The organism is Rathayibacter sp. VKM Ac-2804 (assembly GCF_009866655.1).
Lineage (GTDB): Bacteria > Actinomycetota > Actinomycetes > Actinomycetales > Microbacteriaceae > Rathayibacter.
Genome location: NZ_CP047420.1, coordinates 607,297 through 631,894, shown reverse-complemented (window position 1 = coordinate 631,894; position 24,598 = coordinate 607,297). Strand labels below are relative to the sequence as shown.

Below are 24,598 nucleotides of genomic sequence, written 5' to 3'. Positions count from 1 at the left end.
CTTGTCGAACTGCAGGGGAGGACGGGGGATCCTCGTCGACACGCTGAACCTAATGCAAATTGTTCACGGTAACAAGAGGCCTCCTTCAACCTGCCACGAGCAGCGGTGGTGCGAGTCGCCGTCGAGCGCAAGTCCCTTCAGGAGCCGAGATGAGCGCTGAGGTCTCGGGTCGGTCCACCCCCGCACCACCCACCAGCGATGCTGACGAAGCGGAGCTCGCGCGCTTCGTCGCCCGCCTCGCCGCGGACGGCCTCCGGGTCTACGAGTCCCTGGCCGATCGTCTGCTGGATCCCGAGGCCCGCCGCCGCATCGCGATGTCCTCGCTGCGCGGCTCGCCGATCGACCGGCCGCCGACGACTGACCTCACGGCCTGTCGGCGCCCACTGCCGATGCGGCAGGGACGGCAGCCTCAGGGAGCGCCGCCATCGCTTCGCGCCAGGGCAGCACGGTAGCGAACGCGGCTCCCATGATGCTCAGCGAGGCCTCGTGCTGCCCCGGAGCGCCCAGGACGCAGTCTGAGGCGACGTACATGTCGAAGTCGCGCATGTAGCCTGACCGCACCGTGGATTCCACGCAGATCGAAGTGACCGTTCCGGTCACCAGCACGGACGTGGCCCCCAGGGTCCGGAGAACCTGCTCGAGCGGGGTGTTCAGGAAGGCGTCGTAGCGGTTCTTGTCGATGACCGCCTCGCCCTCGTGAGGTGTCAGGTCCGAGTGAATGTCCGCATCCCAGCTGCCGCGCTCGAGAATCTCGAAGTCCGGCGGGAGGAGGCCTTCCATGCGCATCGGCAGATCGACCATTCCGGGTCGGAAGACGCTCCGGGTGTAGATGACGGGTATGCCTGCAGCACGGGCCGCAGCGATCGCTTCTCCGTTCTCGGCGATGACGGCCTCGACGCCGGGCATCCCCAGCCCCAGGCTCGGAAGCGATCCCTCCGGGTGGATGAAACCGTTCTGCATGTCGATCACGATCAATGCGCTGGACATTCCGTCTCCTTGCTGAGCAGGTATGACGCGGTCGCAAGCGAGAGGGACCGCGAGGCCAGGACTGGCCTACGACCCGGCGCGTTAGACTCCAGAAATCGATGCGTACGATCGAGAGTGCCTCCCCGTCAGACAGCAGTTGCATCTACGGGCGCCCTCGCCGAGGACTCGTCAAGGAAAGCAGAGCAACCACGAGCTGCCTGTTACCGGCGTGTTACCGACATGTGAATTCACGCCTCGGTTCAGGCCGGTGAATCGTGGGAGAAGTCGAGCGCTCGGGCGATGATCAGTGCGGCCACTTCGCGCACGCCGATGCCCTCCGAGAAGGCGTGGGCGCGGATCATCACCAGGGCGTCCGCGGGCGTCGACCGCATCTGGCTCATCACCATCTCGGTCGCCTGATGCACTTCTCGGCGCGAGAATGCGGGATCACGGACGAGCACGCCGTCAGCCGAATGACTCATCATCTGCTCGGCCACGGCCCTGGCCAGGGTTCCCGACAATCGACCGGCGAGCTGCAGCTGCCGAGCATCCAGCCGCATCACGGCGCTGCTGTAGAGGGTGACGGCGCCGATGTTCGAGGTGCCCACCAGCAGAGGAACGGCGAGGGCTGCCCTCGCTCCGGCCGCCTCAGCGGAGAGGCCGAAGACCGGCCATGCAGCGAAGTGCCGCTCGTCGTCGATGCGCATCTCGGTCGCACGGTAGGTACGGTGTGCATCCCAGGCGGGCCCTTCGCCGAGGTCGATCTGCATTTCGTCGAGCGTCGCCGCTCGCCGACTCGTCGCCGCCAGCGTCTGCGCGCCGGTGGGAGCGCCGAGCACGGACACCGCAGCGTCCTCGCCGGGAAGGACTCGCACGAAGGACGCGAGGAGCCACTCGATCTCCTCACCGGAGGTGCCGGCCCCGCGGCCTGGCAGGTCCACGCTCACGACAGTGAGCGGGCCGAGCGCGGCAGCGCACTCACGCCGCTCTCGTCCAGTGGTGGGGATGGAGTCATCGTCTCCGGGACCGAGTTCACGTCAGTGTGTCGGCTTGCCACCGAGAAGGGCGACGTGGATCTCCTCAGTGAGGAGATCCAGTGCCCGCGCCTGAGCCGCGAGTGAGGCTCTGCCAGCGCGCGTGATCGAGAGACTCTCTGTGCTCAGGACCTTGGTTCTCCTGCGTCCTTCCAGGAGCACCAGACCTCGACTCGAGAGGCCGCGAAGGTGCACACGCAGGGCGATGAGGCTGATGCTGCCAGCGGTCCGGTGCGCAAGTGCTGCTCTGAGACCGCTTTCCTCGGCGTGCTCGCCTCGTGCGAGCTCGATCAGGATGAAGGTGTCGACGTCGCCGCTGAAGGTGCAGGCGCTGCACACTCTCGGGTGCCGCGCCCGACCAGGCAGAGCCGTCAGGAGGCGGCTGCCGCGAGACGGAACACGAGTCCTCTCTCTCACTCGAAGAGCGAGAGAGTGAGGGTGGAGCTGTAATCGCCGGCGTCGACGGTGGTCGGGGTCTTGAGGGTCAGTGCCGCGTCGGCGGTCCAAGAGCCCTCCTCGGCGACCTCGGCGCTGTTGTCGGTGATGGCCAGCAGCTCCTGGTCGACGAGGCCGACGTTGTTCGGTCCGGCGTCGAGGGCGGTGTCGACGACGTCGCCCTCGGCGACGAGGCCGGAGTCTCCGCCGTCGATCAGGTTCGGGGCCCATCCGAGGTTCTCCGCGCCGATCGTGTCGCCGGTCGACGAGGTGAAGTCGCTCGCGGTGCCGAGCACGTACCAGCCGGCCCCGGCGGGGATGTCCGCGGCGTCGCGGGTGTCGGTGATCGTGACGGTGGGCAGGGAGCCCGTGAACTGGCGGACCGTGCTGGTCGAGCCGTTCTCGGTCAGGGCGGTGGAGTCGCTCGCGACGGTCATCGAGAGCGCGCCGACCCCGGTGAGGGGCGCGATCTGCACGTTGACGTCGACGTCGTCGGCGCCCTGCTGCTCGTCGGCGAAGGCGGTGCCGGCGACGCCGAGCAGGAGCAGGCCTCCGGCGATACCGGCGGTTCCGCGGAGGAGGAAGGAGCGAGTGTTCATGTCGGGTTGTCCGTTCTGCGGCCGGTGGTGATGCCGGCGCGGCGTGTGTGGTGGGTGTTCGGGGCGGAGTCCATCGGACTTCCGAAGGATCGTGGTCGTCAGGCGGGAGTCGGCAGGGGGCGTGGGCCGCTCATCGTCGGTCTGTCAGGGGATGACCGGTGCTCAGGAGAGGTCGAAGGCGTTTCCGTTGATCAGCAGGACGTCGCGATCACCTGGAGCCGCTGCGGTCTCGGTGGGATCGTTCAGTGCCTCGGTGAAGGCGGCGTTCTGGTCAGTGAAGAGGGACGACTGCATGACGCTCGTCAAGAGGAGGCCGGCGGCGAGGACGGTCACGGTTGTTCTGCGGTGCTGCATGGTGTCGGTCCTCGTCTTTCCGGTGAAGGTGCTGGAGTCAGCGGTGGTGATGTCCGATGCGGGTATCCGGGGAGCGGGCGGTCGCGCCTCCCGCTCCCCCTCTTCTCAGCGGCAGCTGCGCGCGGAGTAGTCGGCGTTCTTCTGGGCGGTGACGACCTTGCCGTCGATGGTGGCCGTCGACGTCGTGGCGACCGATCCGGCGGGGATCGAGGCGGCGCGGGTGGTCGTCGCGGTCGTCGCCGATGTGCCGGGTGCGACGCCGGTCACGGTCTTCGAGCCGTAGGCGGTGGCGGTGGTGACGTCGATGCTCGAGCGGCTGTCGTTCTTGACCACGGTGGTGAGGACGACCTTCCCGCTGACGCAGCGGGTGGACGCGGTCGCGGTCACGGTGAGGGGTGAGGTGACGGTTACCTTCGCGGTCACGGTCCGGTTCGCGGGCGCGACCTCCTCGGTCGGCGTCAGGTCGAAGACCGGTCGGCCGTCGGCGGCGTAGTGGATGCGGGTGAGGCGGGTGTCCCGGCCGTCTCCTCCGACTCCATTGCCCCAGGTGTGGTACACGTACAGGTCGTTGCCGTCCTCGTCCTGAGTGACGGCTCCGTGGCCCGGTCCCTGCTCGTAGGTGCGGTAGTCGACCACGCCGTCGGGCATCGGAACGCTCTGCAGGAGCGGGGCGTCGTACTTCGTCCAGCTGGCGATGTCGGTCAGGTCGCTGCCCTCCTTCGCCCAGGCGCCGCCGACGATGTACTTCGGGCTGACGGCGCTGCTGGAGTAGACGAGGGTGATCTTCCCGTCCCTCTGGATCGCGAACGCTCCCTCGGCGAGGCGGTCCTCGAAGGTGAGCGAGGGCACGATGATCGGGGTCGGCTCGCCGATGACGCGGGTGGGGTTCGCGGGGTCGACTTTGGCGATCCAGGTCGCCGGGTCGCTCGCGCCGTTGTCGACGTAGCGCTGGGACCAGGCGTAGTAGGCGGTTCCACCGGACTCGAAGTAGCTCATATCGAGGCTGATGTTGCGTCCCGTGCCGGTGCGGCTGAGGGCGCTCCCGTCGCTCTTCACGACGGCACGCGGCGCAGTCCAGTCGGCGGGGTTCGCGGGGTCTCCCCCGTCGCGCAGCTGCATGATGTGCGCCTGCACGGTGAACCACGCGCCGTCCTGGTTGGACTGGTCGTTCGTCGGGTTGAAGCAGGGGGCGAACAGGATGGAGAGCTTGCCGCCGATCTCGTGGATCTCGGGGGCCCAGTAGCAGCCGGCGATCACCTTGCCCTCGGCGGTGCGGTCCATCCGGGTCGTGCGGTTGAGCAGGTCGACCTCGCGGGTGCGTCCGCCGTTGTCGTCGCTGAGCTGGTCGATGCTGTCGGCCACGCGGATCGGGAGGTGCTGGGAGGCGACGTTGTTGTTGTTCGTGTCGTCGGTCGCCGTGAAGAGGTACTGCGTCTTCCCGTTGCGCTCGTAGCGGTAGATGGTCGGGTCCGCGCGGTTGTAGGCGAACGGCTCGCTGTACTGCCGCTGGCGGACGGTTCCGGAGAGGTCGTACGTACCCGGGCCCTTCGCGGCGAGGTCCGCGAGCTGCTGCGGGTTCCAGTCGACGCCGAGGCTGCCGGTCGAGCCGTCGGCGTAGGACAGCGTCGCCTTCACTCCGGCGAGGGTCGAGGTGTCGCCCTGGTCGATCGTCTGGGGAGCGACCGAGGAGGCGGTGTTGACCGTGCGGCCGAACGTCTCGATCAGCGCCTCGGCGACGGACGCGGAGACCGTCAGCGCGCTGCCGGGCAGGGCGTCGGCGACGCGGCCGCCGAATCCGGAGAGATCGGGGGCGGGGACGGTGGCGGGGCTGCCGGCGAGGACGGCTCCGCGGTTCCCATCGGTGACGACGACGCTCCGCCGTCCGCCGTCCTTCGGCCAGAACGCCTGCGTCCGCAGCTCGGTGCGGGCGAGGTCGGTGACGGTCGTGTACTTCGCGGCTCCGGCCGAGTCGGTCCAGGAGACGAGGTAGCGCTTCTGGTCGGTGTCGTAGACGGCCCGCGGCGAGACGACGCCGCCGGTGGTGCCGAGGTCGATGAGTCCGAGCTCGGTGAAATCGGTCGCGGTGGCATCGGTCGCCTTGAAGACCAGGGCGCTCGCGGTCCCGGTGCCGTCGGAGGCGCCCGACTGGAGGATGCGGGTGGCGATCACGCCGACAGTGCCGTCGGCGAAGGTGAAGAGCGAGGGCGATGTGAGGGCGCGGGCGTCGGCCTTGTCGGTGCCGACGAAGACGCCGTCGGCGAAGAGGATTCCCGCGTTGCCGGAGAGCGGCGCTGCGTCGGCGACGGACGAGCCCACGGCGAGGTGGAGGCTGCGGGCGATCGCGTCCTGGTTCGCCTTGTTCTCGCCGGTCGGTGTGCGGGTGTAGGAGACGACGGTCTTCGCCGTGGTGGCGCTGAGGATCGTGGTGCGGAAGGTCTTGGTCAGCGTCGTAGCGCCGACCTTCACGGTGGCGGTGAGCGCGAGCGCCCGGTCGGTCGTCGTGTCGTTGACGAGGCGGCCGCCGGACAGGCCGGCTGCGTCGGCGCTCCACGAGACGGTGTACCCGGCGATCGTGGGCAGGGCGGTGCCCGAGGCGACGGTCGGGGGGACGACGAGGGCGGTGCGCAGGCGCGTCGTCGCGTCGGCCTCGGTGTCCGCGGCGACGCTCACGCTGCGCGCGGTGCCGGTCGCCGTGGATCCGGCGAAGGTCGCGGTCGGGGTCAGAGTCACGGTGGCGTCGGCCGAGCCGGGCGCGGGGCGCCGGACGGAGCCGTCGGCGCCGATCACCGAGGGGTCGCTGCTCGCCCAGGTGAGGGTCGAGCCGCCGACGCCGCGGGTCGGGAGAGCGAGGTCGCTGGTGACGGGGCCGCTGACCGTGAGGGTCGCGGCTGCAGCGTCGGAGGCGGCGATGGCGGCGGCGGCGGGGGCCGCGTCCTCGCGCACCTGGTCCTGGGTGAGGGCGGCGGAGTAGACGTGCACATCGTCCATCGCACCGGCGAAAAGGGGGTCGGGGCCGTAGAACGACTTGCCGAGCAGCCCGGAGAGGGCGGCGGTGCCGACGGTCGCCGCTCCGGTCGCGGAGGTCGGGGTGGTCTGCGCGAGTCGGCCGTCGACGTAGGTCGAGACGCTCACTCCGCTGCGCAGCACAACGGCGACATGCGTCCAGCGGTCGGTGGCGGCGGGGCCGGTGTCGACCGCGCGCTGCTCGGAGCCGTTCTTCACGGCGCCGATGAGGTTCCCGCCGCACTGGGGGGTGCTGAAGAGGTACCGCTCGGTCGACTGCCCGAGCGCGAAGGCCCAGCTGCAGCTCTGGTTCCCCTCCCAGCGCAACCAGGCGGACATCGTCACGTCGGTGGTCGCCGCCGTGGTCAGTCCCGGCGCGATCTCGGCGAAGGCGGCGGAGCTCCCGGCGGCGCCGCCGGGGAGGCGCAGGGCGCGGTCGGTGCCGCCGCGCGGTCCCACGACCGTCGTGGCTCCGGAGCCGCGGACCGTGGCGGAGCGTCCCGCCGCGGAGTCGACGAGCGTCGTGCCCGCGGTGACGGGCGAGCCGGCGGCCGCGGTCGAGGAGAAGTCGTAGGAGAGGATCGGACCGGGGACCGCGGCCTGCGCGGGGGCGGCGCTGAGCGCCGCGCCTCCCGCTGTCAGGCTCGCGGCGACCAGGAGGGCCGTCGTGCGTCGGAACCGCATTGTTCGTCTACTTCCGTCGAGGAGAGGGACCCGGGGAGCACGGACGCTGCGGCCCGTGCTCCCCGGAGAACGGGAGCCGGGGCCCCGGGGTGGAGAGATCCGGGAGGGGGGCGGTCGGCACTCCTCCCCTCCCGGATCTCGGTCTAGCGGCAGCTGAGTGCCGAGTAGGGTGCGCTGACCGTCCGGGTGCCGGACGAGTCCTTCGAGGTGACGTTCACGTCACCCGCGGTGACCGAGGCAGCGCGGGTGCTGAAGGCGGCGGTGACCGACTTGCCGGGTGCGACGCCGGTGAAGGTCTTGCTCCCCCACTGCGATGCGACGGTCATCTCGACGGTCGAGCCGCTGGTGTTGGTGGCGGTCGCGGTGACCGTCACCTTGCCGGCGATGCAGCGGTTCGAGGCCGAGGCCTCCACCGAGGGCCCAGGAGGAGCGGTCGCCGTGATCGTGGCGATGGCGGGGGTCGCGGCCGAGTTGGCGAGCTGACCGCGCACCTGCACGGTGTCCCCCGCCTTCTTCAGCGTGCTGAGGTCAGCGGTCTCCCACGTCACGGCGACCGTCTCGCGGTGGCCGTCCTTGAAGGTCGCGCCCACCGTCGCGGGCAGGTCGACGGTCGTCGATCCCGCCTGCACGGTCCGCGCCACGGCGTCGATCGAGGTCACCAGGAGCGACGGGTTCCACTTCGCCGCGAGCGCGTCGCGCTCCTTCGCGGTGATGGAGACGACGGATCCGTGGCGCGGCGAGGTCGGCAGCGAGAAGCTGCTGGGGATCGTCCACTGGATGTCGCCCTCGAGCGAGTTCGTGCCGAGCGGGATGTAGCCGCGGCCGCCGTAGTTGTCGGTCCAGAGGAAGTACTTGTACCCGGCCCGGTCACCCTCGTTGGTCTTGAAGATCTCGGGACCCTCGACCTCCGGCGTTCCGGCGGTGCGGCCGATGCAGGTGTCGATCAGGCTCCACGCGCCGGAGGCGGTGGTAGCGCGCAGGTTCGTCGACTTCTGTCCGATGATGTCGGGCGAGGGGCAGCCGCTGGTCTCGGTCGCCTTCGTGAAGCGGTAGTAGGTGTCGCCGTCCTTGAGCATGGTGGCGTCGATCAGGCCGTTGCTCTTGTTGAGCGAAGGGACGTCAGCGGCCTTGAACCAGACCTCGGGGGTGGTGAAGTCGCGGAAGTCGCGGGTGGTGGAGGTGAGGATCTGCGGTCCGTTGCCGTCCTCCACGTTGCGCGTGCTGTCGGTGAAGAGAGCCGACGTCCAGTAGACGACGTAGGCGTCGATGGTGGGGTCGTAGGTAGCCTCCGGCGCCCAGGTCATGCCCGCGTTCGGCAGGTTGACCTCGACGTGGCGCTGCTGGCCCCAGTTGACGAGGTCAGTGGACTCCCAGATCTCGAGGTAGCGGCTGCCGCGGTTGGTCGATCCGCCGAAGCCGGTGGTGCCGACGGAGAGGTCGGTGGCCATCAGGAAGAAGCGGTCGCCCTCCTTCGAGCGGAAGATGAACGGGTCGCGCAGACCCTTCGTGCCCAGGGTCGACGTGAGGATCGGCTGAGCGTCGTTCAGAGTCTTCCACCGGAGCGAGTCGTTGCCGTCGGAAGTTGCGAAGCGGATCTTCTCGCCCTCGACACTGTCGCCGGTGAAGTACGCGAACAGGTACGCGTCGAGGTCGGACGCGGCTACGGGTGCCGCGGCAGGCACGGTGCGCGTGAGCGTCCGCACGAGGGGCGTGGTGCCGGCGACGGTCACCGTCGCGGTGAGGGTGACGGTGGTGTCGGTGGACGGACGCGTGAGCGATCCCTTCGCGACGACGTTAGGCGCGGTGCCCTTGTCGGCGGAGGTGATGACCGCTTCGTTCGAGGAGGTCCAGGTGACCACGGCGCTCGAGCTGTTCGCGCGCGCGGCGGTGGCGGCGACGTCGGCTCCGGTCGAGGGCAGGTTCAGGCTGCCGCGCACCGGTCCGGCGAGGGCGGGGTCGTTGCTGATGCCGTCGGCCACGGCCCGGGCGAGCTCGGCCTCGGCGCTGTCACCGGCGGCGTACGCCGGGACGAAGACGGTGGTCGACCGGCCGACGACGGTGACGCCGCCGTGGACGGCGGTCGGGGTCAGCGTGACGGTCGCGTCCGGGTTCCCCGCGGCGGGCCGCGTGACGACGCCGCTGGTGCTGACGACGCCGGGGGCGCTCGACGTCCAGGTGATCGTGGAGCCGTTGGCGCCGGTCGTGGGGAGGTTCAGGTTCGCGGTCACGTTCGAGGTGTCGCCGAGCGAGACGGCGGCGTCCTGGTTCGCGAGCACGGAGTGCACGCTCGCGGCGCTCTGCTGCACCTGGCCCGCGGTGAGCGCGGAGGTCCAGACCTGCATGTCGTCGATGGCGCCGGCCCAGTAGGCGTCTCCGCCGTAGAACGACTTGCCGAGGAAGCCGGAGAACGTGGAGGTGCCGATCGCGGAGGCGGCGGTGTAGGTGGTGTTCCCCTGGCCGACGAGAGCGCCGTCGAAGTAGGTCGAGACCGACTGGCCGCCCTTGACGACGACCGCCATGTGTACCCAGCGGTTCGCGGCGACCGGCGTGTTGCCGGCGCCTCGCACCTCGGAGCCGCTCTTGATCGCGCCGAAGCCGGCGGGCCCGCACTTCGTGGTGGCGAGCACGTGCGAGTCGACGCTCGAGCCGAGGGTGAAGGGCCAGGTGCAGTCCGGAGCACCGCTCCAGCGCAGCCAGGCGGACATCGTGACGTCCTGGGTGCCGGCGGGGATCAGGCCCGGCGCGATGCGGACGTGCGGTGCGGCCGACGTGTTGGAGCCGCCCGGGAGCGAGAGTGCGCGGTCGCCCGAGGTGCCGGAGGGCCCGGCGACGCTGGTGGCACCGGCGTTCACCAGCGTGCCGGGGTGGTTGCCGGGTGCTGCGTCGGCGACGACGGCTCCGTTGCCCAGGGTCGCGCCGATGTCGTCGAAGGAGTACTGCAGCACGGGCGAGGGAACGCTCTCGGCTGCGCCGGCGGTGCCGATCGGGCCGAGGACGCCGCCGAGACAGGCGACGGCGAGCGTCAGCGCGGCGCCCGCTCGAGGGAGGCGTGAGCGCCGGGTGCGCTCCTGCCGGGGGGATCGTGACATGGGTCGTCCTTCAGGTGAGGGGGGCGGGGAGGAGAGAAGGGTGCTGCGAGCGAGGTCGCAGCGGGAGGCGGTTCCGGGTGCAGCGGAGGGCGAGGCGGAGGGCGTGATCCTCTGATGGGCATCGGCGGGCTGATCGCCGCGGCGGATGTCCTGCGCGGGCTGATCGCCGCGGCGGATGTCCTGCGCGGGCTTGACCGACTAGGTGCGCCGAGGTCAGGGGTGGCGCGCCCAGCGTGATGGTCTCTACCGCGGAGCGGGAGCCGGCGCTGTCCAGGCACCGCCGCTGTCGGGGCAGTGGGGACGGACACCCGGGGAAGGGGTGCTCCGACTGGCGTGAAGAAGGTGTGGGGACGTCATCGTCGACGGTCCTCTCCGGCTCGTCATCGAACCGCTGGATCGGGGGTGGGTCGGGAGGAGCGTCGTGCTGCTCAACCACTGCTCGGTCACTGTAGCGAATTTTGTTAACGGTAACAATGCCGGAATTCCGGGGATGTTGTGCGCCCGGGCGGTGGAAGCGCTCTCTCCGCTCGAGGGCTGGGATCCGCCCTTCCGGACCCGGATCCCCGGCGTGGATCGCATGACGAACGGCCCTTGACACCGCGTCGGTGACCGGTCGATGGTTGTCCACGTCAACATCCGGTCAACAGCCGCTCCGCCTCCATCAGAGAGCCCCAGCGCTGCTCGGCCCGCGACGGAACCTTCGGATCACCATCCTGGACGGCTCTGATGCTCCCTCGTGCCGCCTCCGCCGATCAGGAGGCGCGCTCCCGCCACTAGCGTCCCTTCGGGGATGCCGCATGTCTGTGAAAGGCACTCCATGTCCTGGACAACGAAGTCCCGAGTCTCCACGCGCACGATTGGAGCTTTGATCCTGGCCGTCGTCGGCCTCACGACAGTCGGCGTGAGCACTCCCGCCTCCGCCGCCACCGCCCCCATCGGCACGGGAGCGGCGCAGGAGATTCGCAATCAGCACAGCAGCATGTGCCTCGACGATTACGAGTTCGCCACGCAGCCCGGCGCAGAGGTGCGCCAGTGGACGTGCGGCGAGACAGCCAACCAGCTCTGGCAGGTCAGCGACCTCGGGAACGGCTACGCCGAGATCAAGAACAAGCACAGCGACCTCTGCCTCGACAACTTCGACTTCGGCACCACGCCCGGCTCTGAAGTGCGCCAGTGGAGCTGCAACGGCAGCACCGCGCAGCAGTGGCGCATCACCTCCGTCGGTGGGGGCTACGCCGAGCTCGCCAACCGCCACAGCAACCTGTGCCTCGACAACAAGGACTTCGGTCAGCTCGACGGCTCCCTCGTCCAGCAGTGGACCTGCACGGGCTCCAAGGCCCAGCGCTGGGCCCTGACCGACCCGACCGTGCAGAAGATCACCTACACGCTCAACCGGTCGGCGAACCCGACCGCCGACGAGGCCGACGCCTACGCCCGCATCACCGACGCGATGGACCGCGCTGTGGCCCGGTACAACCGTCTGAACAACATCTCCCGCCAGCTGACCGTCTCCTACGGCCCCGGCACGCCGACGGCCGACGCGAACATCTACGGCCAGATGCGCTTCGGCTCGAACCGCACCTACATGGTGGAGGGCACCGCCATGCACGAGATGGCGCACACCGTGGGTGTCGGAACCTCGAACGGCTTCAACCAGAACTGCCAGAACAACGGCTGGGTCTCCTCCCAGGCTCTGCTGCGCACCTGGGACGGACCGAACGCCACGCTCAACTGCTCGGGGTACCACTTCTACCCCTACGGCCTCAACTACAACACCGAGTTCAGCGAGCTGAACTTCGAGCGCCACGTCAAGCTGGTGCAATCCATGCTGAGTGACGGCATGTAGCACTTACTCCAGACACGTCCGAGCCGGGCAGGACCACTTGCTCGGGCGTTCCCGCGGACGTGCCGGACACCGCACCCTGGGTAGGGCGGTGTCCGGCACGTCCGCTTCGTCGTTCATCGATCGTCTCGCCTCTGCGGCTCCCGCACCTGCGCGTGTGTTCCGGTTGATCACGCACGGCTCGGGACGCCGAGCCTCGGCATCCGCGACGGCGGTGAACGGCAGAATCGCCGTCGTGAAGAGCGCGAGAGACGCGTTCCGCCCTGCCAGCGGTGTCGATCTCTCAATACGCCCGCTGCGCGGGCTACTCGATCAGCAAGAGTGGCGGGCTGCTCGACCAGCACGGGGCATGTGCTGGTCGAGCAGCCGCGCGGCGGCGTATCGAGACCCGGTGTCAGCAGCCGATGGCCGGGTAGGCGGCCGTCGTGCGGGCGGTGCGCCCGGCGTCGTCGACGCCGGCGCCCGTCACCGTCGCCGAGCCCGCGGCGAGCGCCGGCTGGCGCACCGTGAAGCTCGCCGTGGCGTTCTTGCCGCCGGCGACGCCCGGGAAGGTCTTCGTGCCCGCGACGGTCGTGACGGTGATGTCGGCCGGGAGGTCGTCGGTGTTCTTCACGGTCGTCGTGAGCACCGGCTTACCCGCCACGCAGCGCACCGTCGAGGTGGCGGCGAGCTGCAGCGCGACCGGGGCCGCCGGGGCGCCGAGCGAGACGCGGAAGCGCTGGCAGTCGTTGTTCAGCACGCTCCACTGGCCGATCCGGGTGCCATTCTGCGCCGAGCAGTTCGAGAGGTCGAGCGCCTTGCCGCTGTGCACGGCGCGGAGCTCGACGGTGCCGTCGTTGCCGGGGCGCAGGTTCCAGCTGCTGCCCGTGACCCCGCACGCGCCCTGGCTGACGGTCGCGCCGTCGACCGTGGAGCCCGCGGTGACCGCGAGGCACTTCGCCGCGGCGGACACCGGGTGGATCTCGACGGCGCCGTCGGCGGCTGCCGTGAACGTCGCGCGCTGGCACGGTGAGCCGAGCCACTCCTGCTGCTGCAGCACCGCGCCGTCGGCGGTGGAGCAGCCGGGCAGGTCGAAGGCCTTGCCGGTGACCAGCGAGGTGACCGCGACCGCGCCGACCGGACGCAGCGCCCACTCCTGCGAGGCGGCGGTGCTCGGCACCGACTGGCGGATCGCGCCCGAGACGGCGTCGAGCACCTTCCCGCTGGTGCGGTTCGTCAGCGTCGACCAGCCGCCGGAGCCGGGGGCGACCGTCCACTGCTGGCAGCCGGTCGTCAGCCACGCCGACTGCTGCAGGGCCGCGCCGGCGGCGGTGGAGCAGCCGACCGGTCCGAGCGACTTCCCGCTGCTCGCGTTCACGACGCGCAGGTGCCCGTCGCCGGTGCTGTCCAGGGTCCAGCTCGCGCGGGGCGTCGCGCAGGAGCCCTGCACGACGCCGGCGCCGTCACCGCTCTGCGCGGAGGACACCGTGGCGCAGAGGCCGGTGCTGCGGCTGACCAGCTGCCAGGCCGCACCCTCGACCCGCGCCGTGATCGGCGCGTTCTCGCCGCTGGGCACGGGGATCCGGGCGGCGGTGCCGAGCGGAGTGCCGAAGTCGGGCTCGCCCTCGGCGGTCCAGTCCACGAGGTGCGCGCGGGCCGAGCGCTCGCGGCCGCAGCCGCCGTCGGGGCGGTCGTTCGCGTGGTACAGGTTCCAGGTCTCGGTGCCGTCGGGCGAGGTGAAGAAGTCGTTGTGGCCGGTGCCGTACTCGCCGTTCGCCTTCGAGAAGACCGGTCCGTCGCTCTTCGTCCAGGAGGAGGCGAGCACCGGGTCGCCGGTGCCGTCGTACTCGAGGGTGCCGAGCTGGTAGTCCTCGGTGCCGCAGAAGCTCGCGGAGTAGACGATCCAGGTGCGGCCGTCCTTCTGCAGCGGGATCGGCCCCTCGTTCACCGGGACGCCGATGGTCTCCCACGGCTCGACCGGCTCCGACAGCACGTTCTGCGAGCCCGAGACCGTCCACGGGTCGGACATCCGCGCGATGTAGTCGCTCTGCAGGCCGTTGCCCGGCTGGAACGCCGACCAGGTCATGAAGAGCTCGCCGTTCAGCTGCAGGTAGGCCCCGTCGATGTTCCAGGCGTCGGTCGGCACCGGGCGGCCCTTGTAGGTGTACGGACCCATTGGGTCGTCGCCCGCGCTCTCGATCACCTGGAGGTGCTGGCGGTCGAAGTTGCCCGCGGTCCCCATCGTGTACATCAGGTACCAGCGCCAGCCGTTCGGGCCCTGGAGCCGCTGCAGCTCGGGCGCCCACATGTTCGCGTTCCGCCCGGGGTTCGTGTCGGAGTAGACGGTCACCGGAGTGGCGGTGCCGAGCCCGGCGAGCGTCGGCGCCTTGCGCATCACGACACGGTCGTCCCAGGTGGTGGCGACCAGGTAGTAGTTGCCGTCGTGGAACTCGATCGTCGGGTCGGCCGTGTCCGCCTCGATCGGGTTGGTGAAGGTCGGCTCGCCGATCGCCGCGGCCGGGCTCGCGACGAGCAGCGGCAGCGCGAGGACCGCGGCCAGCAGGATCAGGAGGCCGGCGATCAGCCGGCGGCGCAGGCCCGATGCGGGCGCGGTCAGGTGCATGAAGGACTCCGTCGTCGATCGTGATGCGGGCGCACCCGGACGGTCGCGAGAGGGCGACCGAGAGAGCCGGGGCGAGAATTTGTTCACGGTAACAGCGGGACTTGCGCAAGGTCAAACCCCCCTCGGCACCTTTCGCGGATGCCTAGTCGAAACGTTTCGCCCCCGGCTCTTGATCGCGCGATCACGCCCGCCTAGAGTCCGAGGAGAACGTTTCGTGCTCCAAGTCCCCCGCGGAGCACCTCCGACGAGAGAGACGACCGCATGGCACCGGCGCACCCCCTGTTCTGGCGCGCCGCGCGGCTGGAGCTCGAGTTCCGCCACTCCCCCGAGGCGCCCGTGAGCCTGGCCCGGCTCGTCGCCGGCGAGCTGGAGATCTGCTTCGACCGCCCGCTGCCGCTCGTCGGGATCCTCACCGCCGGCCGCGGCCACGTCACCTCGACCGACCGCCTCGTGCAGACCGCGATCGGCGACTCCCTCCGCTACGTCTCGCACGAGTCCGAGCCCGGCGTCGCGCTGCGCATCGTCTCGGCGAGCGACGACGGCCTGCGCGCGACGACCGTCCTCGAGGCCCTCGACGGCGCCCTCCGGGTGAGCACCGAGGTCGAGAACACAGGCGACCGGCGGATCCTGCTCACCGCCGTCACCAGCTGGGCGATGCCCCTCGGCACCCGGCTCGATGTCGGCGCCGCCGCCGATCCCGCCGCCGACTGGGAGCTGCTGGAGGGCCGGAGCGAGTGGCTCGGCGAGGGCCGCTGGCAGGCCCGGGAGCTGCGGGGGCTGCTGCCCGACCTGCATCCCGAACACACCGCGCAGCCGCCGCGCGAGTCGGTCGTCCGCACCGCCACCGGCACCTGGTCGACCGGCGGCACGCTCCCCCTCATGGCCCTCCGCTCGCGGCGGCAGGACGTGACCTGGCTCTGCGAGGTCGCGCACAGCGGCCCGTGGCGCTGGGAGGTCGGCGAGCAGATCGACGACGCCTACCTCGCCGTCTCCGGCCCGACGGACCGCGACCACCAGTGGTCGCAGCTCCTCGCGCCCGGCGAGTCCTTCACCTCGGTGCCCGCCCTGCTCGCCGTCGGCACCGATCTCGAGCACGCCGCCGCGGCGCTCACCCGGGCGAAGCGGGCGGCGCGGCGCGCGCACCCCGACGACCGCCGGCCGGCCCTCGTCTACAACGACTACCTCAACACCCTCGTCGGCGACCCCACCACCGAGCGGCTCCTCCCGCTCGTCGCCGCGGCGGCCGAGGTCGGCGCCGAGACCTTCTGCATCGACGCCGGCTGGTACGCCGACACCGAGTCCTGGTGGGACACGGTGGGTGAGTGGACGCCGTCGACCCGGCGCTTCCCCGGCGGCCTCGGCGAGGTCGTCGACGCGATCCGCGGCCACGGCATGGTGCCCGGCCTCTGGCTCGAGCCCGAGGTGATCGGCACCGGCAGCCCCCTCGCGCGGACCCTGCCGGAGGAGGCGTTCCTCTCCCGATCGGGCGTCCGAGTGGAGGAGAGCGGCCGGTTCCACCTCGATCTGCGCCATCCTGCGGCCCGCGCGCACCTCGACGAGACGGTCGACCGCCTCGTGCGCGACTTCGGCATCGGCTACCTCAAGCTCGACTACAACATCGACCCGGGGCCGGGCACCGACCGCGCGGCGTCGAGCGCCGGAGCCGGGCTGCTCGGGCACGCCCGCGCGCACCTCGACTGGATCGACGGCGTCCTCGACCGCCACCCGCGGCTGGTGCTCGAGAACTGCGCCTCGGGAGCCATGCGCGCCGACTCCGCCCTGCTCGCCCGGATGCAGCTGCAGTCGACCTCCGACCAGGAGGATCCGCTGCTCGCTCCGACCATCGCCGCCGCCGCACCACTCTCGATGCTGCCCGAGCAGGCCGCGAACTGGGCCTGCCCGCAGCCGGAGATGAGCGACGAGGCGATCGCCTTCACCCTGGTGACGGGGCTCGCGGGCCGCTTCCACCTGACCGGGCACCTGGACAGGATGACGGCGGAGCAGCGCTCCCTCGTCGCGGAGGCGGTGCGGACGGCCGCGGAGCTGCGGCCGCACCTGATCGCCTCGGTGCCGCTCTGGCCGCTCGGCCTGCCCGGCTGGACCGACCGCTGGGTCGCATCGGCGCTCCGGGCACCGGGCGCCACGGGCTCGGTCGTCCTCTCGCTCTGGGACCGCGGCGACGAGCCGGGCGAGATGACCCTCGCCTTCCCTGGCCTGCTCGGCCGCGCGGTCCGGGTGCGGACGGCCTTCCCCGCCGGGCTGCCCGCCTGGGACACGAGCTGGGACGCGGGCGCGGGCCTACTCACCGTCCGCTCCGCCGGCAGCGAGCCCGAGGCGCGCACGCTGATGCTGGACGTCGCGGACTGAGCACTGCCGCCCGGGAGGCGGCCGACTGCGGTGCCCCGGGCCCCGCTTGGCTATGCTGATCGGACCCGCGATGTCGAGCCCTCGTCATCCCGCCCGCACCGAGGGTGCACGGCTCTCCCGCAGGGGAGCGGAGGAGGTCCGCGCCATGGCCGATCGGCCCAACCTCCGGCATGTCGCCGCGGTCGCCGGCGTCTCGCACATGACGGTCTCCCGGGTGCTCAGCGGGCACCCGAACATCAAGGAGTCGACCCGGCAGAAGGTCCTCGAGGCCGTCTCCGAGCTCGACTACCGCCCCAACATCGCGGCCCGCTCGCTCGTCACCCAGCGCACCGATCGCATCGGCGTGATGATCGAGAGCGGCGCCGAGTTCGGCCCGTCGAGCACTCTCCGCGCGATCGAGCGGGCGGCGCGCGAGAAGGGCTACTCCGTCACCTCCGTCGCGCTGCGCGACGACCAGGACATGAGCCCGGTCGACGCGATCCGGCACCTCTCCGGTCTCGGGATCGACGCGCTCTGCGTGATCGCGCCGCGCTCGTCCTCCGTCGCGACGCTGCGCACCGTCGAGATCGGCGTGCCGACGCTCGTCGTGAAGTCCGACAAGGACGCCAACTTCCTGACCGTCTCCGTCGACCAGCAGGCCGGGATGAGCCAGGCCGTCGACCACCTCGCCTCGCTCGGCCACCGCGACGTGCTGCACATGTCCGGCCCGCTCGACTGGCTCGACGCCCGCGCCCGCGAGCGCGCCTTCCACAGCCGGGCGAAGGCCTGGGGGATGCGCGAGCGCCCGATCGTCGTCGGCGACTGGACCCCCGACTCCGGCTACGAGTTCGCGCGCAGCCTGCAGTCGGTGCCGGAGTTCACCGCGATGGTCGTCGCGAACGACGAGATGGCGCTCGGCGTCATCCACGGCCTCGTCGAGCGCGGGATCCGCGTGCCGCAGGACGTCAGCATCGTCGGCTTCGACGACCTGCCGACCGCCCGGCACTTCCTGCCGCCGCTGACCACCGTGCGGCAGGACTTCGACAAGCTCGGCACCACCGTCGCCGAGGTGATCCACGCGCGGATCCGCGGCCAGGAGATCCCGCAGCGCACCCGCATCCCCACCGAGCTCGTGGTGCGCGAGTCGACGGCGCCGCCGCGCAGCTGACCCGGCCGCCGTCGACGCTGGCGTATCATCGGCGGCACCCCTGGCGCGGCGCTCCCCCGGCGCCGCTCCGCACACGAACCGAGGACGGCACGTGTCAGTTCAGTCGACGACGACTCCCGCACGCCCCGGTCCCGCACGCCCGGAGCCCGTGGTCGAGATGTCGGGCATCCACGTCTCCTTCTCGTCCGGGCCGGCACTGGCCGGCGCGCGGCTGCGGCTCGTGCCCGGCGAGATCCACGGGCTGATGGGCGAGAACGGCGCGGGCAAGTCCACGCTGATCAAGACGCTCACCGGGATCCACCAGCCCGACGCCGGCGAGATCGTCGTCGACGGCGTCGCCCGGCGCTTCAGCGGACCGGCCGACGCGAAGGCCGCCGGCATCACCGCGGTCTTCCAGGACGAGCGGCTGACCGACAACCTCAGCATCGGCGAGAACGTGATGATCGGGCACGAGATCCGCGGGCGCCTCGGCATCTCCTGGTCGCGCACCCACGCGCGAGCGGCCGAGATGCTGGCGGAGCTGGGCCTCGAGGACCTCGACCCGCGCCTCCCGCTGCGCTCGCTCTCGCCCGCGATCCGGCAGCTGGTCGCGATCGGCCGCGCGATGGTCGACCGGCCGCGGGTGCTGATCCTCGACGAGCCGACCTCGAGCCTCGACCTCGGCGACGTCGCCCGCCTCTTCACGGTGCTGCGGCGGCTGCGCGACCAGGGCGTCGCGATCGTCTTCGTCTCTCACTTCCTCGAGCAGGTCCTCACGCTCAGCGACCGCATCACCGTGCTCCGCGACGGCTGCACCGAGGGCGAGTACCCCGCGCGGCGGATGGACCGCGCCGAGCTGATCGCGAAGATGATCGGCAAGGACATCGACGCGCTGCGGCAGATCGGCTCCGACCGCCGCGAGCACCGTCGCCAGCCCACCGGACCGGCGATCTACCGGGCGGTCGGGATCGGCCGGAAGGGCGCCGTCTCCCCCACCGACCTCGAGCTGCACCGCGGCGAGATCGTCGGCTTCGCGGGGCTCCGCGGCTCCGGGCGCACCGAACTGGCGTCGCTGCTCAGCGGCGTGGAGCGGCCGGACAGCGGCGAAGTGCTGATCGACGGCGAGCACGCGGACATCGTCGATCCGGTGTCGGGGCTGCGGCACCGCATCGCGCACTCGAGCGAGAACCGCCGCGAAGACGGCATCATCGGCGACCTGTCGCTGCGCGAGAACCTCGTGCTGGGGCTGCAGGCGCTGCGCGGCTGGGCGCACCCGCTGTCGGCGGCCGAGACAGACACGCTCGTCGCCACCTACGTCGAGGCGCTGAACATCACGCCGGCCGACCCCGACCTGCCGGTGAAGTACCTCTCCGGCGGCAACCAGCAGAAGGTCGTCCTGGCGCGCTGGCTCGCCACCCGCCCGCGCCTGCTGGTGCTCGACGAGCCGGCCCGCGGCATCGACGTCGCGTCCAAGGTCGAGATCCAGGCGCACATCGCCCAGCTCGCCAAGGAGGGCGTCTCGATCGTCTACATCTCCTCCGAGCTGGAGGAGGTCGTGCGCCTCAGCGACCGCATCGTCGTCTTCAAGGACCGCGAGAAGATCGGCGAGGTCAGCAACGGCCCCTGGCTCACCGTCGACACCATCGTCGAGATGATCGCGGCCGACACCACGGACGACGACACCACCGACGACGGCTGGTGACCCGGGGTCTCGATACGCCGCTCCGCGACTGCTCGACCGACATGGGTGAGTCGGCCGGGCAGGTGGTTGACCCCTGTGAAACGTCTCACGTAGGGTGGCGCGGGACCGGGGAAAGCGCATTCCTGCATCCCGGACCATCGATGCCGAGGGATTCAATGCCGAATTCACGTTCACGCCGCACGTCCACCGCGGTCGCCGCCGCGCTCGCCGCGGGGCTCGCGCTCACCGGGGCCGCGCCTGCGGCGGCGGAGTCGAGCACCGCCCCCGCCAACCCCGTCCTCACCGCGCAGCTGGAGGACCTCGACCGCGGGGTCGTCGCGCTCGCCTCGCCCGACGGCGGCGTCTTCGTCAGCTGGCGACTGCTCGCGACCGAGGTCACCGACTCCTCCGACACCGGGATGATCGGCGCCGACTTCGCCGTCTACCGCGGGGCGGAGCGGGTCGGGGTCGTCACCGACAGCACCAACCTGCACGACCCGGCGGGCGCGCCCGGCGACGAGTACCGCGTCGTCCCGCTCGTCGACGGCGCCCCCGGCGAGCCGAGCGCACCGGCCACCGCCTCCGCCGACGCCTTCGAGACGCTGCCGCTGCAGAAGCCGGCCGACGGCGTCACTCCGGCCGGCGAGGCCTACACCTACAGCGCCAACGACATGAGCGTCGGCGACATGGACGGCGACGGCGACTACGAGTACGTCGTGAAGTGGTACCCCTCGAACGCGAAGGACGTCTCGCAGAAGGGCTACACCGGCAGCACCTACCTCGACACCTACGAGGCCGACGGCACCCTGCTGCACCGCATCGACCTGGGCGTGAACATCCGCTCCGGCGCGCACTACACGCAGTTCCTCGTCTCCGACTTCGACGGCGACGGCCGCTCCGAGATCATGACCAAGACGGCCCCGGGCACGACGATCCTGCCCGGCGGCGACCCCGCCCGCGCCGAGTCGATCACCCTCCTCCCCGAGGACGTCGCCGCCGGCGTCACTCCCCAGGACGACTACCGCCTCTCCGCCGCCGGCTACCGCGAGCACCTCATCGAGGTGTTCGAGGGCTGGGGCACCCGCGAGGAGGTGACGAGCGGCCAGTGGCCCGCGACGCTCGAGGAGGCGTTCGGCATCGCGCCGACGCACGCCTACCCGCTCGACCGCGCCGGGGCGACGGAGCTCGCCGACTACTTCATCGACGTCTACGCGCCGAGCCGCAGCGACCGCAACGACCTGACGACCTTCGAGGGCTTCATCCTGAGCGGCCCCGAGTACCTCACGGTCTTCGACGGCGAGTCCGGCGAGGAGCTGCAGACCGTCGCCTACGAGCCGGCCCGCGGCGACGACGGCCTGCTCTGGGGCGACTACGCCTACTCCCGGATCGAGCCGGGCAACCGCAACGACCGCTTCCTCGCGGGCGTCGCCTCCTTCGACGGCGAGACGCAGTCCGCCGTCTTCGCCCGCGGCTACTACACCCGCGCGGTCGTCGTCGCCTACGACTGGGACGGCACCTCGCTCTCGCAGCGCTGGGTCGCCGACAGCGGCCACGTCCCGCTGACCAACCCCTTCAACGACACCCCGCACGGCCGCGAGGGCACCAGCCCGGAGTGGGCGACGCTCACCACGCAGGGCTTCCACTCGCTCAGCGCAGCGGACGTCGACGGCGACGGACGCCAGGAGATCGTCTACGGCTCCGCCACCCTCGACGACGACGGCAGCCTGCTCTACAGCTCCTACGACACCCTGCCCGAGGGCAGCAGCGCGCCCGGCACCGAGGCCAAGCTCGGCCACGGCGACGCGATGCACGTCACCGACATCGACCCGGCGAACCCCGGGCTCGAGATCTTCACCGTGCACGAGGGCGGAGTCGGCGCGCCCTACGGCTACGCGCTGCGCGACGCCGGCACCGGTGCGGTGCTCTTCGGCGCCTACTCCGGCAAGGACACCGGACGCGGCATGATCGGCGACGTCGACCCCGAGGTCCCCGGCCAGGAGGTCTGGGCGATCGGGAAGCTCTCGGCGAGCGGCGAGCCGCTCACCGGCGGGGACCCCGCGGAGCAGCCCGGCACCAACCAGAGCATCCGCTGGGCCGCGGACATGACCACGCAGATCGTGGCCAGCACGACGATGCAGGACGCGACGCCCGTCACTCCGACGATCGTCACCGGTGACGGCTCGGTGCTGCTCTCGGCCGAGGGCACCGTGACGAACAACGGCACGAAGGGCAACCCGTCCCTGGTGGCGGACGTGCTCGGCGACTGGCGCGAGGAGCTGCTGCTGCCGACCGCGGACTCGAGCGCGATCCGGATCTACTCGAGCACCGAGGTCACCGACCGCAAGCTGACCACGCTGATGCACGACCCGCAGTACCGGGTCGAGGTCGCGCGCCAGCAGACCGCGTACAACCAGCCGTCGTACACGTCCTACGGGCTGGCGAGCGACATCGACTGGTCGACCGTGCCGGTGCTCGCGCAGGAGGGGACGGAGCCGGTGCCGACGCCGACGCCGACGCCGACGCCCGCGCCGACCGGCACGCCCGTGCCGATGCCGACCGAGACCGCGCCGCCCGTGATCCCCGCTCCCGGGGAGCCCGCGCCGGGTGGGCCCGCGCCGCACGAGCCCGCGCCCGTCGCCGGGCCCGATGGCGACCTCGCCGCCACCGGCGTCGACCTGTCGCTGCTGCCGCTCGGGGCGCTCGCGCTCCTGCTCGGCGGCGGTGCGCTGCTCCTGCGCCGTCGCGCGATGCCCAGCGCGTAGCGAACCCTTGCTGGTCGAGTAGCCGCGCAGCGGCGTATCGAGACCCCACCCTCTGCACACGGTGCATCTCGATACGCCCGCACGCGGGCTACTCGATCAGCATGAAGCGGGCACCCTCAGGGAGTTGCGCGGCGGGCTAGCCGGCGAGCAGCTTCAGCGACGGGGCACGGCCCTTCTCGATGTGGGTGAAGGCGATCGACTCGGCGAGACGGTCGTTCCCGGAGAGGATCGCCTCGAGCAGTCCCTGGTGCTCGTCGGACTGCTGGTGCTGGTCGCGCGCGGAGGTCAGATAGAACAGCCACGTCATCCGCCCGCTGACCGCCCGCATCAGCGAGCCGAGCAGTGCGCTGCCGGCGATGTCGACGATCGCCTCGTGCACGATCGTGCTGGTCTCGGCGACGAGCAGCCAGTCCTCGCTGTCGAGCGCCCGGTGCTCGGCTGCGATGGCCTCGTGCAGCGGCTCGGGTGACACGCCCTCTGCGACGCGCCGGGCGGCCAGGCGGGCGGCGAGCGTCTCCAGGCTCAGGCGCACGTCGAACAGCTCCGTGACATCGGCGGTGGTCCACTCCGTGACGCGCGAGCTGCGCCGCGGCAGGGTGCGCACGAAGCCCTCGTTCTCGAGCTGCGGCACCGCCTCGCGGATCGGCAGCCGCGACACCTTCAGCTCGCTCGCCAGCGTCGACTCGACCAGCCGCGACCCCTGCGGATACCGGCCCAGGATGATCTCGCGGCGGAGCGTGCGATAGGTCTGCGCCGTCAGCGACTCCTCGGGGGCGATGCCGGTCACGCGGGCCTCCTTCGCTCGGCTCCCCCTATTCAACCGGGTCGGCGGCGCGACCGTCACCGGACGGCCCGCGTCTCGACCTCGACACCGAGGGCCGCGCGCTCAGCCAGGGCGAGCACGTGGGCGCCCGCAGCCAGATCCTGCAGGCCGATGCCGACACTGTTGAAGACGGTCACATCGTCGCGCGACGAGCGGCCCCCGGTCCGGCCGGTCAGCACCTCCCCCAGCTCCGCCACGTCGGCGGGCCGGAGACCGGAGCGGCGCACGTTGTCCGACTCGGAGAAGGCGATCCCGCGGGTGTCGACCACGACCCGGTCCGCCCGCGCGAAGACGTCGGCGCCGAGCTCGCGGTAGCCGTGTCGAGGCGGCGACCCGACCGCGTTGACATGCACGCCATCGGTGAGCCAGGCCGCGTCGAGCAGCGGCTCGACCGACGGCGTCAGCGTGCACACGACGTCGGAGCCGCGCACCGCATCCGCCAGACCCTCGGGAGCCGTCGCCGACACGCCGTTCGCGACGAGCTCCGCGGCGAGCGCCGTGGCGCTGGAGCCCGACGGCGACCAGACCCGCACCTCGTCGAGCTCGAGCACCGAGCCGAGGGCGAGCGCGTGCTCGCGGGCGAGCGGACCGGCGCCGACCAGGGTGAGGATCCGGGAGTCGGGACGGGCCAGGGCCGAGGTCGCGAGCGCCGAGACCGCCGCCGTCCGCAGGCGCGTCAGCGCGCGGCCGTCGATCAGTGCCAGGCACTCCGCGGTGTCGGCGGAGTAGAGCGAGACCGTCGAGCGCTGCGGCGGCAGCCCGCTCGCGCGGTTGCGCGGGGCGTCGATCAGCAGCTTCACCGAGGCGAGACCGAGGTACGGCGCGAAGGCGACCATCGGGACGGCGGCGGGGCCGTCGGCGCTGGCGTCCCCCGGGATCCGCAGGGCCTCGGGGACGGGCTGCACCGCGCCGCCACTGGCGAGCGCCCGGTGGGCGTCGGCGAGTGCGGCGATCAGACCGGGCCACTCGGTGAGCGCCTCGCACTCCTCCGACGTGATGATGCGTGTCGACATGTGATCCTCCTGCGCTCATTCTGTATGCACTGACCGCCCGACCGCATCATCGTGGTCTATCGCAGGCGTCGTCATTTTGGTATCCAGAACGAGTGGCAACGCACCAAATACCGGCTTTTAGAGGCGTTTCGGAGGTCAGAAGGATACCAATCGGCGCAAAAGTGTTTACACCCCGGAAACCTCCGGAGACGCGCACGAAACAGAGAAGGCGCGATTC

14 protein-coding genes are annotated in these 24,598 nt (G+C 71.3%); 5 read left to right on the top strand and 9 right to left on the bottom strand.

Features of this window, described 5'->3' with window-relative positions:
- Positions 1–363: 363 nt before the first annotated feature.
- From GTU73_RS02900 to GTU73_RS02875, 6 genes are all read right to left on the bottom strand, one after another.
- Positions 364–987, bottom strand: coding sequence for a cysteine hydrolase (locus tag GTU73_RS02900; RefSeq protein WP_160086823.1), 624 nt, complete (start codon positions 985–987; stop codon positions 364–366).
- Between the two features lie 239 nt (positions 988–1,226).
- Positions 1,227–1,913: a GAF and ANTAR domain-containing protein gene (locus GTU73_RS02895; RefSeq protein ID WP_160086821.1), complete on the bottom strand. Its 687-nt coding sequence runs from the start codon at positions 1,911–1,913 to the stop codon at positions 1,227–1,229.
- A gap of 500 nt (positions 1,914–2,413) precedes the next feature.
- On the bottom strand, positions 2,414–3,034 hold the full coding sequence (locus tag GTU73_RS02890; protein WP_160086819.1) for a hypothetical protein: 621 nt from the start codon (positions 3,032–3,034) through the stop codon (positions 2,414–2,416).
- 162 nt (positions 3,035–3,196) lie between these two features.
- Positions 3,197–3,388: a hypothetical protein gene (locus tag GTU73_RS02885; RefSeq protein WP_160086817.1), complete on the bottom strand. Its 192-nt coding sequence runs from the start codon at positions 3,386–3,388 to the stop codon at positions 3,197–3,199.
- Positions 3,389–3,493: 105 nt separating this feature from the next.
- Positions 3,494–7,075 carry a family 43 glycosylhydrolase gene (locus tag GTU73_RS02880; RefSeq protein ID WP_208543729.1) on the bottom strand — a complete coding sequence of 1,194 codons (3,582 nt, stop codon included), beginning with the start codon at positions 7,073–7,075 and terminating at the stop codon, positions 3,494–3,496.
- 143 nt (positions 7,076–7,218) lie between these two features.
- Positions 7,219–10,164: an immunoglobulin-like domain-containing protein gene (locus GTU73_RS02875; RefSeq protein WP_160086815.1), complete on the bottom strand. Its 2,946-nt coding sequence runs from the start codon at positions 10,162–10,164 to the stop codon at positions 7,219–7,221.
- Positions 10,165–11,065: 901 nt separating this feature from the next.
- Between GTU73_RS02875 and GTU73_RS02870 the strand changes: the two genes are divergently transcribed.
- Positions 11,066–12,010 carry an RICIN domain-containing protein gene (locus tag GTU73_RS02870; protein ID WP_160086813.1) on the top strand — a complete coding sequence of 315 codons (945 nt, stop codon included), beginning with the start codon at positions 11,066–11,068 and terminating at the stop codon, positions 12,008–12,010.
- Between the two features lie 391 nt (positions 12,011–12,401).
- Here the strand turns inward: GTU73_RS02870 and GTU73_RS02865 are convergent, their stop codons facing one another.
- Positions 12,402–14,609, bottom strand: coding sequence for an RICIN domain-containing protein (locus tag GTU73_RS02865; RefSeq protein WP_160086811.1), 2,208 nt, complete (start codon positions 14,607–14,609; stop codon positions 12,402–12,404).
- A gap of 261 nt (positions 14,610–14,870) precedes the next feature.
- Here GTU73_RS02865 and GTU73_RS02860 point away from each other — a divergent pair, with 261 nt between their 5' ends.
- The 4 genes from GTU73_RS02860 (at position 14,871) to GTU73_RS02845 (ending at position 22,545) form a co-directional block, all read left to right on the top strand.
- Positions 14,871–16,976, top strand: coding sequence for an alpha-galactosidase (locus tag GTU73_RS02860; protein WP_160086809.1), 2,106 nt, complete (start codon positions 14,871–14,873; stop codon positions 16,974–16,976).
- A 145-nt stretch (positions 16,977–17,121) separates the two neighbouring features.
- Positions 17,122–18,123, top strand: coding sequence for a LacI family DNA-binding transcriptional regulator (locus GTU73_RS02855; protein ID WP_167306038.1), 1,002 nt, complete (start codon positions 17,122–17,124; stop codon positions 18,121–18,123).
- Between the two features lie 91 nt (positions 18,124–18,214).
- Positions 18,215–19,804 (top strand): sugar ABC transporter ATP-binding protein, encoded by a 1,590-nt coding sequence (locus GTU73_RS02850; RefSeq protein WP_347877749.1) that lies wholly within the window; start codon positions 18,215–18,217, stop codon positions 19,802–19,804.
- A gap of 155 nt (positions 19,805–19,959) precedes the next feature.
- Positions 19,960–22,545, top strand: a complete 2,586-nt coding sequence (locus GTU73_RS02845) for a rhamnogalacturonan lyase (protein ID WP_160086805.1) — start codon at positions 19,960–19,962, stop codon at positions 22,543–22,545.
- A gap of 136 nt (positions 22,546–22,681) precedes the next feature.
- Here the strand turns inward: GTU73_RS02845 and GTU73_RS02840 are convergent, their stop codons facing one another.
- Positions 22,682–23,332 (bottom strand): GntR family transcriptional regulator, encoded by a 651-nt coding sequence (locus GTU73_RS02840; RefSeq protein ID WP_160086803.1) that lies wholly within the window; start codon positions 23,330–23,332, stop codon positions 22,682–22,684.
- Between the two features lie 53 nt (positions 23,333–23,385).
- The gene (locus GTU73_RS02835) at positions 23,386–24,381 is read right to left on the bottom strand and encodes an ornithine cyclodeaminase family protein (protein ID WP_160086801.1); all 996 of its coding nucleotides are present in this window, start codon (positions 24,379–24,381) and stop codon (positions 23,386–23,388) included.
- Positions 24,382–24,598: the final 217 nt, after the last annotated feature.

What these genes read in the sequence shown, in the direction of transcription:
- GTU73_RS02860 (WP_160086809.1), top strand. Translation starts at nt 14,871, where the DNA reads ATGGCACCGGCGCACCCCCTGTTCTGGCGCGCCGCGCGGCTGGAGCTC.
- GTU73_RS02900 (WP_160086823.1), bottom strand. Translation starts at nt 987, where the DNA reads ATGTCCAGCGCATTGATCGTGATCGACATGCAGAACGGTTTCATCCAC.
- GTU73_RS02855 (WP_167306038.1), top strand. Translation starts at nt 17,122, where the DNA reads ATGGCCGATCGGCCCAACCTCCGGCATGTCGCCGCGGTCGCCGGCGTC.
- GTU73_RS02835 (WP_160086801.1), bottom strand. Translation starts at nt 24,381, where the DNA reads ATGTCGACACGCATCATCACGTCGGAGGAGTGCGAGGCGCTCACCGAG.
- GTU73_RS02875 (WP_160086815.1), bottom strand. Translation starts at nt 10,164, where the DNA reads ATGTCACGATCCCCCCGGCAGGAGCGCACCCGGCGCTCACGCCTCCCT.
- GTU73_RS02890 (WP_160086819.1), bottom strand. Translation starts at nt 3,034, where the DNA reads ATGAACACTCGCTCCTTCCTCCTCCGCGGAACCGCCGGTATCGCCGGA.
- GTU73_RS02865 (WP_160086811.1), bottom strand. Translation starts at nt 14,609, where the DNA reads ATGCACCTGACCGCGCCCGCATCGGGCCTGCGCCGCCGGCTGATCGCC.
- GTU73_RS02880 (WP_208543729.1), bottom strand. Translation starts at nt 7,075, where the DNA reads ATGCGGTTCCGACGCACGACGGCCCTCCTGGTCGCCGCGAGCCTGACA.
- GTU73_RS02845 (WP_160086805.1), top strand. Translation starts at nt 19,960, where the DNA reads ATGCCGAATTCACGTTCACGCCGCACGTCCACCGCGGTCGCCGCCGCG.
- GTU73_RS02885 (WP_160086817.1), bottom strand. Translation starts at nt 3,388, where the DNA reads ATGCAGCACCGCAGAACAACCGTGACCGTCCTCGCCGCCGGCCTCCTC.